This window comes from Scandinavium sp., assembly GCF_051650185.1.
Taxonomy (GTDB): domain Bacteria; phylum Pseudomonadota; class Gammaproteobacteria; order Enterobacterales; family Enterobacteriaceae; genus Scandinavium.
In genome coordinates this window covers 19,602-35,627 of the sequence record NZ_JBOFIN010000025.1, presented here as the reverse complement: position 1 = coordinate 35,627, position 16,026 = coordinate 19,602, and the positions used below count along the sequence as shown (strand labels likewise).

Below are 16,026 nucleotides of genomic sequence, written 5' to 3'. Positions count from 1 at the left end.
GCTGGCGCTGCACGGCTGATGCGTACAGACTCTTCGCCTTCAGAAATTTCCAGTTCGGAGATGCCTGATTCTTCAACCAGCTCGATCAGTTTTTTAATCTTACGAATATCCATGAGTGGGTTCCGTACTCTTTGTTTAGTGTGATTGTGACAGGCGTTTTACCGCCGTCTGTAAAGCGTATGAATAGCCGTCAGCGCCTAATCCGCAGATGACGCCGGCAGCGATATCAGAGAGATATGAGTGATGGCGGAACGGCTCGCGAGCGTGCACGTTGCTCAGATGAATCTCGATAAACGGGATACTGACCGCCAACAGCGCATCGCGAATCGCCACGCTGGTGTGCGTGAAAGCGGCCGGATTGATCAGGATATAGTCAATCTTGTCTTTAGCCTGATGAATACGGTCGATAATCGCGTACTCTGCGTTGGATTGCAGATGGTCCAGCGACACATTCAGAGCGTCGGCCTCTGCGGTCAGGCGGTTAACTATTTCCGCTAACGTCAGGGTGCCATACTTCTCAGGCTCACGGGTGCCGAGCATATTCAGATTCGGTCCGTTTAAAAGCAAAATGCGTAACTTGTCAGCCATTGTGCTGCTATCTCCTGCAATTCTCCGGTAAAAAACAAAATATACCTTCGATGCGCACTTGTCACCTTTTCAGAGGCCTAAAACCCCCGTCAGGAAAACCAAAGTCGCACATTATAACGATTTCGTAGCATTTGGCAGCTAAATACTGGTCTTATCAGGGAAGATAATCAACCTCGACAACGAAAAAGTCAGGCGTAGTGCGGGAGAACTGCGGGAAACTGCACATAATCGTGAATTAACGCCACCACATGCGGAACTTCTTATATCGGCACGCTAAAAGCACAAAAGCGGCCATTGCGTACAGAATCGGTTGAGGTGAGAGGATCTTCACCGACCACAGATAATGAATCGAGGCGAGGATCGCCACCAGATAAACGAAGTTGTGCAACTTCTGCCAGCGTGGACCCAGTTTTCGCTGCGCATACTGAAAAGAGGTGAGCGCCAGGGCCAGCAAAATGACCCAACTTATCAACCCTAACGTCAGATAGGGGCGGTTCACCACTTCCTGCCCGAGCAGGCCCAGATTGTTAATCCCCAGTTCCAGCAAGGCGTAGCTGGTGAGATGCAGCGTCGCCCAGGCAAAACACCAGACGCCCAACAGACGACGGGTACGTATCAACAGGGGTTGTTTAGCGTAACGCGCCAGAGGGGAGACCAGCAAGGTAGCCAGCAGCAGTTTCAGAGCCATCCTACCTGTAAAGTGTTGAATGTCCTTGGCAGGGTCAGCGCTGAAATACCCCTGTGACCCTGCCCAAAACAGCCAGACAAAGGGTAAAAAGGCGGCGAGATGGAGAATAACCTTCAGCCACGTTATTTGTTTTGCCGTTAAACGCACTCAGAAATACTCCCGTAAATTAAGACCGCGGTACAGCGAAGCGACTTGATCCGCGTAACCGTTAAACAACAGCGTTGGCTGGCGTTTAACATCCAGCACACCACCAGAACCGATGAAGCGTTCAGATGCCTGGGACCAGCGAGGATGATCGACATGCGGATTCACGTTGGCATAGAAACCATATTCATTCGGCGCGGCCATATTCCAGGTACAGGGCGGCTGCTCTTTGGTCAGAGTAATGCTGACAATCGATTTAATCCCTTTGAAACCATATTTCCACGGCACCGTCAGGCGGATGGGCGCCCCATTCTGTGGCGGCAGCGCTTTGCCGTACACGCCAGTGGTCAACAGCGTCAGCGGATGCATCGCTTCATCTATACGCAATCCTTCAACATAAGGATAAGCAAGCCCGCCGCCGATAAAGCGGTCTTTTTGTCCGGGCATTTGTTCAGGCGCATAAATCGTTTTGAATGCGACAAATTTGGCATCGCTGGTGGGTTCAACCAGGGCCAGCAGTTTATGCAGAGGAAAACCAATCCAGGGCACCACCATCGACCAGGCTTCAACGCAGCGCATCCGGTAGATTCGCTGCTCCAGCGGGAAGCGTTTGGTTAAATCGTCGTGATCGAGCGTTATCGGCTTTGTCACTTCGCCATCAATCGTCAACTTCCACGGGTCGGTAATCAGGCTTCCTGCATTGGCGGCAGGGTCGGCTTTATCGAGGCCAAACTCATAGAAGTTGTTGTAACCGCTAACCTTGTCTTCAGGTGTCAGCGCGAGTTTACTTTGCCATTCAGCAGGACGGGAAAATTCGAGCGGCTTGCCCGGTGGCGCAGGTGGACGATCGTTGCCTTTAAACCAGCTCAGCAAATCGGCGTGTGCCACAGAAGGAAGGGAAAGTGCGGTAGCGCTAATGCCCAGCATCTTTAGCACCTGGCGGCGCTTGAGCATAAATACGGATTCTGCCGTGACATCGGCTTCCGTCAGTTTCTTTGATTTCATGGCATCCTCCATCATGCATTTTCCTAAGCATGATGGAGGCGGCTGATTAACGCGAATATGTCACGAAAATTTGAAGATTAGGCCACTTTCACCAACGTGCGGCCCTGGATTTGGTTGTTCATGATTTTATCGGCATATTCCGGGGCCTGAGCCAGACTGATTTCTGTCGCGCTTTGGCTATAGAAAGAAGAAGGCAGATCGACCACCAGACGCTTCCAGGCTTCAGCACGGCGCGCCGCTGGCGTCATGACTGAATCCACACCTTGCAACCGGACGTTACGCAGAATAAAAGGCATCACGGTCGTTGGCAGCGCAAACCCGCCTGCCAGCCCACACGCCGCCACGCAGCCGCCGTAATTCATTTGTGCCAGCACTTTAGCCAGCACTTTGTCGCCAACCGTATCGACGGCTCCAGTCCAAAGCTGTTTCTCCAGCGGGCGAGTCTCGGCGAATTCGTCACGGCCCAGAATACGGCTGGCCCCAAGCGCGCGCAGATAATCGTGAGTACTTTCGCGACCGGAAACAGCCACAACCTGATAACCCAGCTTGTGCAGCAGAGCAATAGCGGTACTGCCTACGCCACCGCTGGCGCCAGTGACAACAATCTCGCCATCTTCAGGTTTAATCCCAGCCTCTTCCAGCGCCATCACGCACAGCATGGCCGTGAAACCTGCTGTGCCGATAATCATCGCCTGACGCGCATCCATCCCTTCGGGCTGCGGCACCAGCCAGTCGCCTTTCACACGCGCACGCTGTGCCAGACCGCCCCAATGATTTTCACCCACGCCCCATCCTGTCAGCAGTACCTTTTGGCCTGAATGAAAGCGAGGATCTTCGCTGTTGTGGACAATACCGGCAAAGTCGATACCGGGAATCATCGGAAAATTACGAATAATTTTTCCTTTCCCGGTGATCGTGAGTGCATCTTTAAAGTTCAGGCTGGACCACTGAATATCCACGGTAACCTCGCCCTGCGGGAGCTGGCTCTCTTCGATATCCTGGACCGATGCGAGGGTTTTACCATCGTGCTGTTCTAAGATTAACGCCTGCATAATCTTTCCTCGGTTGCTGAATGATTGGAAAAAATTTTTTGATGACTATACTCGCTAACTGAAACACGATGCCGACTTATCGCAATAAATTGCCAGTTCCACTCACTCTGGTAGTATGCATGGTCCTTTTGGCGTGCTAGTTAGTACTCACTAACTGTAGGGCGTCACCGCGGGTGTCCGGCTTGGTCGGGCTGTTTTTCATCAACGGAGTTAATACAGGGATGCGATTAACGACGAAATTTTCGGCTTTTGTGACACTGCTGACGGGCCTGACTATCTTTGTCACCCTGATAGGCTGCTCACTGAGCTTCTATAACGGTATTCAGTATAAAGTGGATTACCGCGCCCGTGCTGTGGCGACGGTGGTCGATTCCCGCCTGGTCAATACCCCTTTCAATCAGCTCGACAGTCAACTGGACGAAATTCTGGTGCCTGTGGACATTGTGCGCATCGATTTCGTCGTCAACGACAAAACGATTTTCAGCCATTCGCGCAAAAGCAGCTATCGCCCGATGGGCAGTAATTATCAGTATCGCGAGCTAAGCGTTGAATCCGTGAAGCACCCCGGCATGACCATTCATATGGTCTACCTCGACCCGATGGTGAACTACTTCCACTCGCTGTTAACGACGGCCCCGCTGACTATCGCCATAGGTTTTATGGTGCTGATTATCTTCTTCTCAGTACGTTGGTTGCGTAATCAGCTTTCCGGGCAAGAGCTGCTGGAGCAGCGTTCAACACGTATTCTCAATGGTGAACGCGGGAATCAGGTATATGGTACTGTGCATGAGTGGCCAGCCCGAACCAGCAGTGCGTTGGACGCATTGCTCTCCGAAATTCAGTTTGCCGGTGAACAGCGTACACGCCTCGATACCTTAATTCGCTCGTACGCCGCCCAGGACACCAAAACGGGTCTCAGCAATCGAATGTTCTTTGATAACCAGCTGGCCACGCTTCTCGACGATCAGGAGAAAGTCGGTGCTCACGGTATCGTCATGCTCATTCGCCTGCCAGAATTCGATCTGGTGAGAGACCATTTTGGAAGAAGTGCGGCAGAAGAACATTTCTTCACCCTCATTAATATGCTTTCCACTTTTATGATGCGTTATCCCGGTGCGCTGCTGGCTCGCTATCATCGCAGCGACTATGCCGTGCTGCTCCCGCATCGCACGTTGAAAGAAGCGGACAGCATTGCCTCCGGGTTGCTGAAGTCGCTCGATGCCCTGCCTGCAACAAAAATTCTCGATCAGGATGACATGATGCACATCGGCATCTGCGCCTGGCGTAGTGGGCAGAGCACCGATCAGGTGATGGAACATGCTGATGCTGCGGTGCGTAACGCTGTGCTTCAGGGCAGTAATAGCTGGGCGGTTTATGACGACACCTTGCCAGAAAAAGGGCGGGGTAACGTTCGCTGGCGAACCTTGATTGAACAGATGCTCAGCCGTGGCGGTCCGCGCTTCTATCAAAAACCCGCCATTCACTACGACGGGCGAGTCCATCACCGCGAACTCATGTGCCGCATCTATGATGGTAAAGAAGAAGTGATTGCCGCCGAATACATGCCGATGGTGCTTGAGTTCGGGCTGGCGGAAGAATATGACCGACTGCAGATCACTCGTCTGCTGCCTTTCCTCTCTTTCTGGCCTGAAGAAAATCTGGCATTACAGGTCACGGTAGAATCCTTAATTCGTCCCCGATTCCAGCGCTGGCTGCGTGATACTTTGATGCAATGTGAAAAATCGCAGCGAAAACGGATTATTTTTGAACTTGCAGAGGCGGATGTCTGTCAACATATCAGCCGTTTACAGCCCGTTATGCGTTTGATTAATGCATTAGGGGTGAGAGTCGTGGTGATTCAGGCTGGTTTGACGTTAGTCAGCACCAGTTGGATCAAAGAACTGTCGGTGGAAATCGTCAAGCTCCATCCGGGTCTGGTACGAAACATCGAAAAACGCAGTGAGAACCAATTGTTGGTGCAAAGTCTCGTCGAAGCCTGTAAAGGTACTACGACACAGGTCTTTGCGACCGGGTTGCGCAGCCGAAGTGAATGGCAAGTGCTCAGAGAGTGTGGTGTGTTAGGTGGACAGGGCGATTTTTTTGCTTCGTCACAACCACTTGACACTAGCGTAAAAAAATATTCGCAAAGATACTCTGTTTGATCTGCCGTTTGCTGTGTTTTCACGTAGAATAACGCGCGCTGTTTCTCCCGGGGGTGTGCATGACTGCCCGCCGAAATGTTACAGACAACAAGCCAGTGATCGTCCTTTGAAAGGTTACAATGCAGGCGAGGAGTGCTGCGGTCCTGACGCTGTCAGGTCGAAATTGTAACAAAGGAAACGAACTGCACTAATTTTCACCGTAGCAGATGATTTTTGCGCCTTGTCGCTGCTGCGTGTGGTTGGTAAAGTAAGCGGATTTTGTTTCCGCCCCAGCTTTCAGGATTATCCCTTAGTATGTTGAAAAAATTTCGTGGCATGTTTTCCAATGACCTGTCCATTGACCTGGGTACTGCGAATACCCTGATTTACGTAAAAGGACAAGGCATCGTACTGAATGAGCCTTCCGTTGTGGCCATTCGCCAGGATCGTGCCGGTTCACCGAAAAGTGTGGCTGCCGTCGGTCATGAAGCGAAGCAGATGCTGGGTCGTACGCCTGGCAACATCGCGGCTATCCGTCCAATGAAAGACGGCGTTATCGCCGACTTCTTCGTGACTGAGAAGATGCTGCAGCACTTCATCAAGCAGGTTCACAGCAACAGCTTCATGCGTCCAAGCCCGCGCGTACTGGTGTGTGTGCCGGTTGGCGCAACGCAGGTTGAACGTCGTGCCATTCGTGAATCCGCTCAGGGCGCAGGCGCTCGTGAAGTGTTCCTGATTGAAGAGCCGATGGCGGCAGCAATCGGTGCAGGTCTGCCGGTGTCTGAAGCAACCGGTTCTATGGTTGTCGATATCGGTGGTGGTACCACTGAAGTCGCGGTTATCTCCCTGAACGGCGTAGTGTATTCCTCCTCCGTACGTATCGGTGGTGACCGTTTCGACGAAGCCATCATTAATTATGTTCGTCGTAACTACGGTTCTCTTATCGGTGAAGCGACTGCTGAGCGTATCAAGCACGAAATCGGTTCTGCCTACCCGGGTGACGAAGTGCGTGAAATTGAAGTTCGCGGCCGTAACCTGGCTGAAGGTGTGCCACGTGGCTTCACCCTGAACTCCAATGAAATCCTCGAAGCCCTGCAGGAACCGCTGACCGGTATCGTCAGCGCGGTGATGGTTGCACTGGAACAGTGCCCGCCAGAACTGGCTTCCGATATCTCCGAGCGCGGCATGGTGCTGACCGGTGGTGGTGCGCTGCTGCGTAACCTCGACCGCCTGTTAATGGAAGAGACAGGAATTCCTGTCGTAGTTGCAGAAGATCCACTGACCTGTGTTGCCCGTGGCGGCGGCAAGGCACTGGAAATGATCGACATGCACGGCGGCGACTTGTTTAGCGAAGAGTAGTCAGCCTGAAGTCTGGGGCAGCGGTTTTGCTGCCCTTTGATTTCACTGACACGAGAATACGCATAGCCTATGAAGCCCATTTTTAGCCGTGGCCCGTCGCTACAGATTCGCCTTATCCTGGCGGTGCTGGTGGCGCTCGGCGTGATTATTGCCGACAGCCGCCTCGGTACGTTCAGTCAAATCCGAACGTACATGGATACCGCCGTTAGCCCTTTCTACTTTATTTCCAACGGTCCCCGTGAATTACTGGACGGCATCTCGCAGACTTTGGCTTCCCGTGACCAGCTTGAGCTGGAAAACCGTGCGTTGCGCCAGGAACTGCTGCTGAAAAACAGTGATTTGCTGATGATGGGCCAGTACAAGCAGGAAAACGCCCGTCTGCGTGAACTGCTGGGTTCTCCGCTGCGTCAGGACGAGCAGAAGATGGTCACTCAGGTGATCTCAACGGTGAACGACCCTTACAGCGATCAGGTGGTTATCGACAAAGGTAGCGTCAATGGCGTCTACGAAGGTCAGCCTGTGATCAGCGATAAAGGCGTGGTTGGCCAGGTGGTTGCGGTCGCCAAATTGACCAGCCGCGTGTTGCTGATTTGCGATGCTACCCATGCGCTGCCGATTCAGGTACTGCGTAATGACATTCGCGTTATCGCTGCCGGTAACGGGTGTACCGACGATCTGCAACTGGAACATCTGCCCGCCAATACCGATATTCGCGTGGGTGATGTGCTGGTGACATCAGGATTGGGTGGCCGTTTCCCTGAAGGTTATCCTGTTGCCGTGGTTTCCTCTGTGAAACTCGACACTCAGCGTGCTTACACCGTGATTCAGGCGCGTCCGACTGCGGGCCTCCAGCGTCTGCGCTATCTGCTGCTGTTGTGGGGAGCGGACCGTAATGGTGCGAACCCAATGACGCCAGAAGAAGTGCATCGCGTGGCCAATGAACGTCTGATGCAGATGATGCCACAAGTGTTGCCAGCCGCCGATTCGATGGGGCCGCCAGCACCTGTACCGCCGCCAGCAACAGGTATTACTCAGCCTGCACCTGCCGCCGCACCTGTTCCGCCTTCTTCAGGAGGGCAGTAGTGGCAAGCTATAGAAGCCAGGGTCGCTGGGTTATCTGGCTGTCGTTTCTGGTCGCCCTCTTGTTACAGGTCATGCCCTGGCCGGACGATCTCCTGGTCTACCGGCCGAACTGGGTTCTGCTCATTCTGCTCTACTGGATCTTAGCGTTACCCCATCGGGTCAATGTTGGCACAGGTTTCATTATGGGTGCCATACTGGATCTGATTAGCGGTTCCACGCTGGGCGTCCGCGCATTGTCCCTCAGCATCATTGCCTATCTGGTTGCACTGAAATACCAGTTGTTTCGCAACCTCGCGCTCTGGCAACAGGCGCTGGTCGTCATGATGCTGTCCCTTGCGGTGGATATCGTTGTTTTCTGGTCAGAATTTTTAGTGATCAACGTCTCTTTCCGACCGGAAGTGTTCTGGAGTAGCGTGGTTAACGGTGTACTCTGGCCCTGGATATTCTTGCTGATGCGCAAGATACGTCAGCAATTCGCTGTACAATAAAGGTTTCTATGACAATGCTTTATCTTGCTTCCGGCTCGCCGCGTCGTCAGGAGCTGTTGACCCAGTTAGGTGTGCGTTTCGAACGTCTGCTGCCCGGCATTGAAGAGCAGCGTAAGCCGCAGGAAAGCGCTCAGCATTACGTTGCCCGCCTGGCGCGTGAAAAAGCACAGGCGGGTGTAACGCTCGCTGCGAAAGATTTGCCCGTACTTGGCTCAGACACCATCGTGGTGCTCAACGGCGAAGTGCAGGAAAAGCCTCGCGATGCCGAACATGCCGCCACCATGCTGCGCCAGCTTTCCGGGCAAACGCATCAGGTGCTGACCGCAGTGGCACTGGCCGATCGCCTGCAAACTATCGATTGTCTGGTGACCACGGAAGTGACGTTCAGAGTATTGTCAGAAGACGATATCGTCGGGTACATCGCCAGTGGCGAACCGATGGATAAGGCAGGTGCATACGGTATTCAAGGGTTGGGTGGCTGTTTTGTCAGGAAGATAAATGGCAGTTACCACGGCGTAGTCGGCTTACCGCTGGTGGAAACGTATGAGTTGCTGAGTAATTTTAACTCACTGCGTGAGCAAAGGGATAAACATGACGGCTGAATTATTAGTGAACGTAACGCCCTCGGAAACCCGCGTGGCTTACATTGATGGCGGTATTCTGCAAGAGATCCACATCGAGCGCGAAGCGCGCCGTGGGATCGTAGGCAATATCTACAAAGGTCGGGTGAGTCGTGTCCTTCCCGGCATGCAGGCGGCATTTGTAGATATTGGCCTGGACAAGGCTGCATTTCTTCACGCCTCAGACATCATGCCCCACACCGAATGTGTCGCCGGTGAAGAGCAGAAGCAGTTCACCGTTCGCGATATTTCAGAACTGGTTCGTCAGGGCCAGGATCTTATGGTGCAGGTGGTGAAAGATCCGCTGGGCACCAAAGGCGCGCGTCTGACTACAGACATCACGCTGCCTTCCCGTTACCTGGTCTTCATGCCTGGTGCGTCTCACGTCGGGGTTTCCCAACGAATTGAAAGCGAAGCCGAGCGTGAGCGTCTGAAAAACGTGGTTTCTGCGTACTGCGATGAGCAGGGCGGGTTTATTATTCGTACCGCAGCGGAAGGCGTGTGTGAAGACGATTTGGCCTCCGATGCCGCTTATCTCAAGCGCGTATGGACGAAGGTCATGGAGCGTAAAAAACGCCCTCAGACTCGTTATCAGATGTACGGCGAGCTAGCGCTTGCCCAGCGTGTGCTTCGCGATTTTGCGGATGCCCAGCTGGATCGCATCCGCGTAGACTCCCGTCTGACCTTCGAATCGCTGATGGAGTTCACGGCGGAGTATATGCCGGAGATGACCAGCAAGCTTGAGCATTACAGCGGTCGTCAGCCTATTTTCGATCTCTTTGATGTTGAGAATGAAATTCAGCGTGCGCTGGAGCGTAAAGTTGAACTCAAATCGGGCGGATATCTGGTTATCGATCAGACGGAAGCCATGACGACGGTCGATATCAACACTGGCGCCTTTGTCGGGCATCGCAATCTCGACGACACCATTTTCAACACCAATATCGAAGCGACTCAGGCCATCGCCCGCCAGCTTCGTCTGCGCAATCTCGGCGGGATCATCATTATCGACTTCATCGATATGAACAATGAAGATCACCGTCGCCGGGTGCTGCACTCGCTGGAGCAGGCCCTGAACAAAGACCGCGTAAAAACCAGCATTAACGGTTTTTCACAGCTGGGTCTGGTTGAAATGACCCGTAAACGCACGCGTGAAAGCGTTGAGCATGTCCTCTGTAATGAATGCCCTACCTGCCACGGGCGGGGGACTGTGAAGACCGTCGAAACCGTCTGCTATGAAATCATGCGTGAAATTGTTCGTGTGCATCATGCCTATGACTCCGATCGCTTCCTGGTCTATGCTTCTGCCGCAGTAGCGGAAACCTTAAAGGGCGAAGAGTCACATGCACTGGCCGAAGTGGAAATTTTCGTCGGTAAGCAGGTGAAAGTTCAGATAGAGCCGCTCTACAATCAGGAACAATTCGACGTAGTGATGATGTAGTTTGCTGGCTGCGACAAGGAGAGAAGCGTGAGGCGCTTGCCTGGAATCTTACTGATCACGGTGGCAACATTGATTGTTATCGTCGCGCTACTGGTCAGTGGCCTGCGTCTCGTATTGCCGCAGCTCGACAAATGGCGTCCGCAGCTGCTCGAAAAGATAGCCGAATCGACCGGTCATCCGGTTGAAGCCTCGCAGATTAAAGCCAGCTGGGAAAACTACGGCCCGACGCTTGAAGTTCGCGATATTAAAGCGGGCATGAAAAATGACGGGCAGCTTTCCATTAAACGCGTCACCCTGGCGCTCGATATCTGGCAGAGCCTGCTGCATTTCCGCTGGCAGTTCCGCGAACTGACCTTCTGGCAGCTGCAAATCCGCACCAATACCCCCCTGCAGCATAATGATAGTAGCGGCAAGCTGAAAACGGACCGCATCGGCGATCTGTTCCTGCGTCAGTTTGACCAGTTTACGCTTCGCGATAGTCATCTCAGCTTCCTCACGCTCTCCGGGCAGCGCGCGGAATTAGCTATTCCCCAACTGACCTGGCTTAACGGCAGGAACCGTCACCGCGCTGAAGGGGAACTAAGCCTCTCAAGCCTCACCGGGCAGCACGGCGTCATGAAAGTGCGCATGGATTTACGCGATGAAAACGGTCTGCTGAATGAAGGCCGCTTGTGGGTTCAGGCGGATGACATCGACGTTAAACCCTGGCTGGGCCGCTGGATGCAGGACAACATTGCGCTCACTTCAGCGCGGTTTAGCCTTGAAGGCTGGATGACGCTCGATAAAGGCGACATCGCCAGTGGGGATGTGTGGCTGAAAAAAGGCGGCGCGAGCTGGGAAGGCGATAAACACCCGCACGACCTTTCGGTCGATAATCTGACAGCCCACTTATCCCGCGAAAAATCAGGCTGGTCCTTCCATGTGCCGGATACGCGTATCACTATCGACGGTAAGCGCTGGCCGCAGGGCGCGCTCGCCATGGCCTGGATCCCCGATCAGGACGTGGGCGGCCAGGATAATGTGCGCAGCGACGAGCTCCGCATCCGAGCGAGCAACCTGGAGCTCAGCGGCCTGTCCGGGCTGCTGCCAATAGCAGAGAAACTCTCCCCTTCATTCGGCGACATCTGGGAAACCACCCAGCCCGCCGGGCAAATTGATTCTCTGGCGCTGGATATTCCTCTTCAGGCGACCGAAAAGACCCGTTTCCAGGCCGCATGGAGCAATCTTGGCTGGAAGCAGTGGAAGCTGCTGCCGGGGGCTGAACACTTCTCCGGGCGCGCCGAAGGCAGCGTGGAAAACGGGCAGGTTTTCGTCAGCATGGAAAATGCCAAAATGCCGTATGAGACGGTATTCCGTGCACCGCTTGAAATCGCCAAAGGCGTGGCGAATTTGTCCTGGGTGAAGAATGACAAAGGCTTCATGCTGGATGGCCGTGATATCGACGTACAGGCCAAAGCGGTGCATGCCCGGGGCGGTTTCCGCTGGCTGCAGCCTGAGGGCGATGAACCCTGGCTGGGTATTCTGGCGGGGATCAGCACTGACGATGGCAGCCAGGCCTGGCGCTACTTCCCGGAAAATCTGATGGGCAAAGAGCTGGTCGATTATCTCAGTTCGGCCATCAAAGGTGGGCAGTCCGACAACGCGACGCTGGTCTACGGTGGCAACCCGCATTTGTTCCCGTATAAGCATAACGAAGGCCAGTTCCAGGTTTGGGTGCCGCTGCATAACGCGACCTTTGCTTTCCAGCCTGACTGGCCTGCGCTGACCAACCTGAATATCGACCTCAACTTCCTCAACGACGGCTTGTGGATGCAGGCTGATAAGGTGGCGCTGGGCGGCGTGACCGCTTACAACCTCAATGCTGCCATCCCGGATTACTCGAAAGAGAAACTGATTATTGACTCGCAAATCAGCGGCCCGGGCAAAGCTGTCGGCCCGTATTTTAAAGACACGCCGCTGAAAGACTCCCTCGGGGCAACGCTGGATGAGCTTCAGCTTGATGGCGATGTGAATGCTCGCTTACATCTCGATATCCCGCTGAACGGCACTCAGGTGTTAGCGAAAGGCGATGTGAAGCTCAATAACAACAGTCTGTTTATCAAGCCGCTCGACAGCACCTTAAAAAACCTCAGCGGCGGATTCAGCTTTGAGAACGGCGACCTGAAAAGTGGGCCAATGACGGCCAGCTGGTTTAATCAGCCTTTAAAAGTCGATTTCTCCACGACAGAAGGGCCGAAAGCCTACCAGGTCGCGGTGAACATGGACGCCAACTGGCAGCCGACCAAAATGGGTGTTTTACCTAAGCAGGTGAACGATGCCGTCAGCGGCAGTATTCCGTGGCAAGGTAAAGTGGCTATTGAGCTGCCCTACAAAGGCAGTGCCAGTTACAAAGTCGATTTAACGGGCGATCTGAAGAATGTGAGCAGTCGCTTACCTGCGCCTGTCGATAAAAAAGCGGGCGAGCCGCTGCCGGTGAAATTAAACGTCGAAGGGGGGTTAACCCGCTTTGATTTGACCGGCAATGTCGGTGCCAAAGATCATCTGAATAGCCGCTGGCTGCTGAATAAGAAACTTACGCTGGACCGTGCTATCTGGGCTTCCGACAGCCGTAGCGTACCGCCGTTGCCTGATACCGCTGGCGTAGAGCTGAATCTGCCGCCGATGGACGGTGCCCAATGGCTGGCCTTGTTCCGCCAGGGGGCCGCCGATAGCGTGGGCAGTGCCGCCGCTTTCCCTGAGCGGGTCACGCTGCGTACCCCTGCGCTGACCATGGCAGGGCAAAAATGGAATAACCTCAGCCTCGTTTCTCAACCCGTCCTGGGCGGAACGCAGATTGATGCTCAGGGGCGTGAGATTAATGCGTCGCTGACCTTACGCGACCACTCGCCGTGGCAGGCCGCCATTCGCTATCTCTACTACAACCCGTCGTCGACCACCACCACGGGTGCCGCGGTGGGCAGTAATCTCTTTAAGAAAGATCGTGTCGACTTCCAGAACTGGCCTGATCTGCAATTGCGCTGTGCGGAGTGCTGGCTGTGGGGGCAAAAATACGGCCGTATCGACGGCGATTTTGCGATTAAAGGCAACACGCTATCGCTCGCCAATGGTCTGGTGGATACCGGTTTTGCTCGCCTGACGATGGACGGTGAATGGGTCAATGTGCCGGGCAGCGAACGGACGTCGATGAAAGGGAAACTTCACGGCGACAAGATTGATTCCGCAGTGAATTTCTTTGGCGTGTCGACTCCGGCGAAAGGCTCTTCATTTGACTTCGACTATGACCTGCACTGGCGAGACGAGCCGTGGACGCCAGATGTTGCTTCCCTCAATGGCATTCTGAAAGCCCATCTGGGTAAAGGCGAATTCACCGATATCAGCACGGGTCATGCGGGCCAGTTGTTACGTCTGTTAAGTGTGGATGCTCTCTTACGCAAGCTGCGCTTCGATTTTAGCGACACTTTCAGCGAAGGGTTCTATTACGATTCCATTCGCAGTACCGCCTGGATTAAAGACGGCACGCTGCATACCGACGACACGCTGGTGGACGGTCTTGAAGCCGATATCGGCATGAAAGGGTCGGTGAACCTGGTGCGCCGCGAGCTGGATCTGGAAGCCATCGTGGCACCGGAAATCTCGGCAACCGTTGGCGTCGCCACCGCCTTTGCTATCAACCCGATTGTCGGCGCAGCCGTGTTCGCCGCCAGCAAAGTGCTGGGGCCGCTGTGGAGCAAAGTCTCCATTCTGCGCTATCACATCTCGGGTCCTATCGATCAGCCGCAAATCAATGAAGTCCTGCGCCAGGCGCGCGGGGATAAAAAGCAATGATTTGACGGGCGTTACAATTTACCTCACTCTCAATAGATAAAACTGATTTTCCGCGAGCTTCGCGGCAACTAACGAGTAGCAAAAACGATGAGTCTTAACCTGGTAAGTGAACATCTGCTGTCGGCGAATGGCCTGAGTCATCAGGACCTGTTTGCCATACTTGGCCAACTGACTGAGCGCCGTCTTGATTATGGCGATCTTTATTTCCAGTCGAGCTATCACGAATCCTGGGTGTTGGAAGACAGCATTATTAAAGACGGCTCGTACAACATCGATCAGGGTGTTGGAGTGCGTGCGGTCAGCGGTGAGAAAACAGGTTTCGCCTATGCCGATCAGATTAGCCTGCTGGCCCTTGAGCAGAGCGCTCAGGCGGCGCGCACCATCGTGCGTGATAACGGCGACGGTAAAGTCCATGCGTTCGGCGCGAAAGAGCACACTTCGCTGTATACCAGCATCGATCCGCTGCAAAGCATGAGCCGCGAAGAGAAGCTCGATATTCTGCGTCGGGTGGATAAAGCGGCACGCGCCGCAGACAAGCGTGTGCAGGAAGTCTCTGCGAGCCTGACCGGTGTTTACGAACTGATTCTGGTCGCGGCCACTGACGGCACGTTGGCGGCGGACGTTCGCCCGCTGGTTCGCCTGTCGGTAAGCGTGCTGGTGGAAGAAGACGGCAAACGCGAGCGCGGTTCGAGCGGCGGCGGTGGTCGTTTTGGTTACGACTATTTCCTTGCCGATGAAAATGGCGACGTGCGTGCCGATGCGTGGGCAAAAGAAGCCGTGCGCATGGCGATGGTGAATCTCTCTGCTGTGGCAGCACCAGCCGGAACGCTGCCCGTGGTGCTGGGCGCAGGCTGGCCGGGCGTGCTGCTGCACGAAGCGGTAGGTCATGGCCTGGAAGGCGATTTCAACCGTCGCGGCACTTCGGTGTTCAGCGGTCAGATGGGGCAACTGGTTGCCTCAGAACTTTGTACGGTTGTGGACGACGGCACAATGAACGATCGCCGTGGCTCCGTGTCCATCGATGATGAAGGGACACCGGGTCAGTACAACGTGCTGATCGAAAATGGCGTGCTGAAAGGCTACATGCAGGACAAACTGAACGCGCGTCTGATGGGCGTGAACCCTACCGGGAACGGTCGCCGCGAATCCTATGCGCACCTGCCAATGCCGCGTATGACCAACACTTATATGCTGGCCGGCAAATCGACTCCGCAGGAAATCATCGAATCTGTTGATTACGGCATTTATGCGCCGAACTTTGGTGGCGGCCAGGTCGATATCACCTCGGGTAAATTTGTGTTCTCAACGTCCGAGGCGTACCTCATCGAGAAAGGCAAAGTGACCAAAGCGGTGAAAGGCGCGACGCTGATTGGCTCCGGCATTGAGGCAATGCAGCAGATTTCCATGGTCGGTAACGATCTGAAACTCGATAACGGCGTCGGCGTCTGCGGTAAAGAAGGCCAGAGCCTGCCGGTTGGCGTAGGCCAGCCGACGCTGAAGGTCGACAACCTGACCGTCGGCGGAACGGCGTAATCGTCAATGCCCGGTGGCGCGAAGTTTACCGGGCCTACTCCCTCTACGCAGGCCCGTGC

The 16,026-nt window shown here is 54.4% G+C and carries 12 protein-coding genes and 1 pseudogene; 8 read left to right on the top strand and 5 right to left on the bottom strand.

The window, feature by feature from the left end:
- From ACRCWW_RS02965 to acuI, 5 genes and pseudogenes are all read right to left on the bottom strand, one after another.
- Positions 1-113 (bottom strand): annotated as a pseudogene (locus ACRCWW_RS02965) (acetyl-CoA carboxylase biotin carboxyl carrier protein); the annotation flags it as partial.
- Between the two features lie 22 nt (positions 114-135).
- Positions 136-588 carry a type II 3-dehydroquinate dehydratase gene (aroQ, locus tag ACRCWW_RS02960; protein WP_438681061.1) on the bottom strand — a complete coding sequence of 151 codons (453 nt, stop codon included), beginning with the start codon at positions 586-588 and terminating at the stop codon, positions 136-138.
- A gap of 235 nt (positions 589-823) precedes the next feature.
- Positions 824-1,423, bottom strand: a complete 600-nt coding sequence (msrQ, locus tag ACRCWW_RS02955) for a protein-methionine-sulfoxide reductase heme-binding subunit MsrQ (RefSeq protein ID WP_438681060.1) — start codon at positions 1,421-1,423, stop codon at positions 824-826.
- Complete coding sequence (msrP, locus tag ACRCWW_RS02950; protein ID WP_438681059.1) at positions 1,424-2,425, bottom strand: protein-methionine-sulfoxide reductase catalytic subunit MsrP; 1,002 nt, start codon at positions 2,423-2,425, stop codon at positions 1,424-1,426. It abuts the gene before it with no gap.
- A gap of 77 nt (positions 2,426-2,502) precedes the next feature.
- On the bottom strand, positions 2,503-3,477 hold the full coding sequence (acuI, locus tag ACRCWW_RS02945) for an acrylyl-CoA reductase (NADPH) (protein ID WP_438681058.1): 975 nt from the start codon (positions 3,475-3,477) through the stop codon (positions 2,503-2,505).
- Positions 3,478-3,698: 221 nt separating this feature from the next.
- On the opposite strand from acuI, the gene csrD reads away from it, so the two are divergent.
- The 8 genes from csrD to tldD all read left to right on the top strand — a co-directional run bounded on the left by csrD (position 3,699) and on the right by tldD (position 15,967).
- Positions 3,699-5,639 (top strand): RNase E specificity factor CsrD, encoded by a 1,941-nt coding sequence (gene csrD, locus ACRCWW_RS02940; protein ID WP_438681057.1) that lies wholly within the window; start codon positions 3,699-3,701, stop codon positions 5,637-5,639.
- A gap of 294 nt (positions 5,640-5,933) precedes the next feature.
- Positions 5,934-6,977 (top strand): rod shape-determining protein MreB, encoded by a 1,044-nt coding sequence (gene mreB / locus ACRCWW_RS02935; RefSeq protein ID WP_006818047.1) that lies wholly within the window; start codon positions 5,934-5,936, stop codon positions 6,975-6,977.
- A gap of 69 nt (positions 6,978-7,046) precedes the next feature.
- The gene (gene mreC / locus ACRCWW_RS02930; RefSeq protein ID WP_404657599.1) at positions 7,047-8,060 is read left to right on the top strand and encodes a rod shape-determining protein MreC; all 1,014 of its coding nucleotides are present in this window, start codon (positions 7,047-7,049) and stop codon (positions 8,058-8,060) included.
- Entirely contained in the window at positions 8,060-8,548 is a 489-nt protein-coding gene (gene mreD, locus ACRCWW_RS02925) for a rod shape-determining protein MreD (protein ID WP_438681056.1), read from the top strand. The genes mreC and mreD overlap by 1 nt, the downstream gene beginning before the upstream one ends.
- Positions 8,549-8,556: 8 nt before the next feature.
- Positions 8,557-9,150 (top strand): Maf family protein, encoded by a 594-nt coding sequence (locus tag ACRCWW_RS02920; RefSeq protein WP_438681055.1) that lies wholly within the window; start codon positions 8,557-8,559, stop codon positions 9,148-9,150.
- A complete protein-coding gene (gene rng, locus ACRCWW_RS02915) occupies positions 9,140-10,609 on the top strand; it encodes a ribonuclease G (RefSeq protein ID WP_438681054.1) in 1,470 nt (489 codons plus the stop codon). Before ACRCWW_RS02920 ends, rng begins: the two co-directional genes overlap by 11 nt.
- A 27-nt stretch (positions 10,610-10,636) precedes the next feature.
- Positions 10,637-14,434, top strand: coding sequence for an AsmA2 domain-containing protein YhdP (gene yhdP, locus ACRCWW_RS02910; RefSeq protein WP_438681053.1), 3,798 nt, complete (start codon positions 10,637-10,639; stop codon positions 14,432-14,434).
- 87 nt (positions 14,435-14,521) lie between these two features.
- The gene (tldD, locus tag ACRCWW_RS02905; protein WP_438681052.1) at positions 14,522-15,967 is read left to right on the top strand and encodes a metalloprotease TldD; all 1,446 of its coding nucleotides are present in this window, start codon (positions 14,522-14,524) and stop codon (positions 15,965-15,967) included.
- Positions 15,968-16,026: the final 59 nt, after the last annotated feature.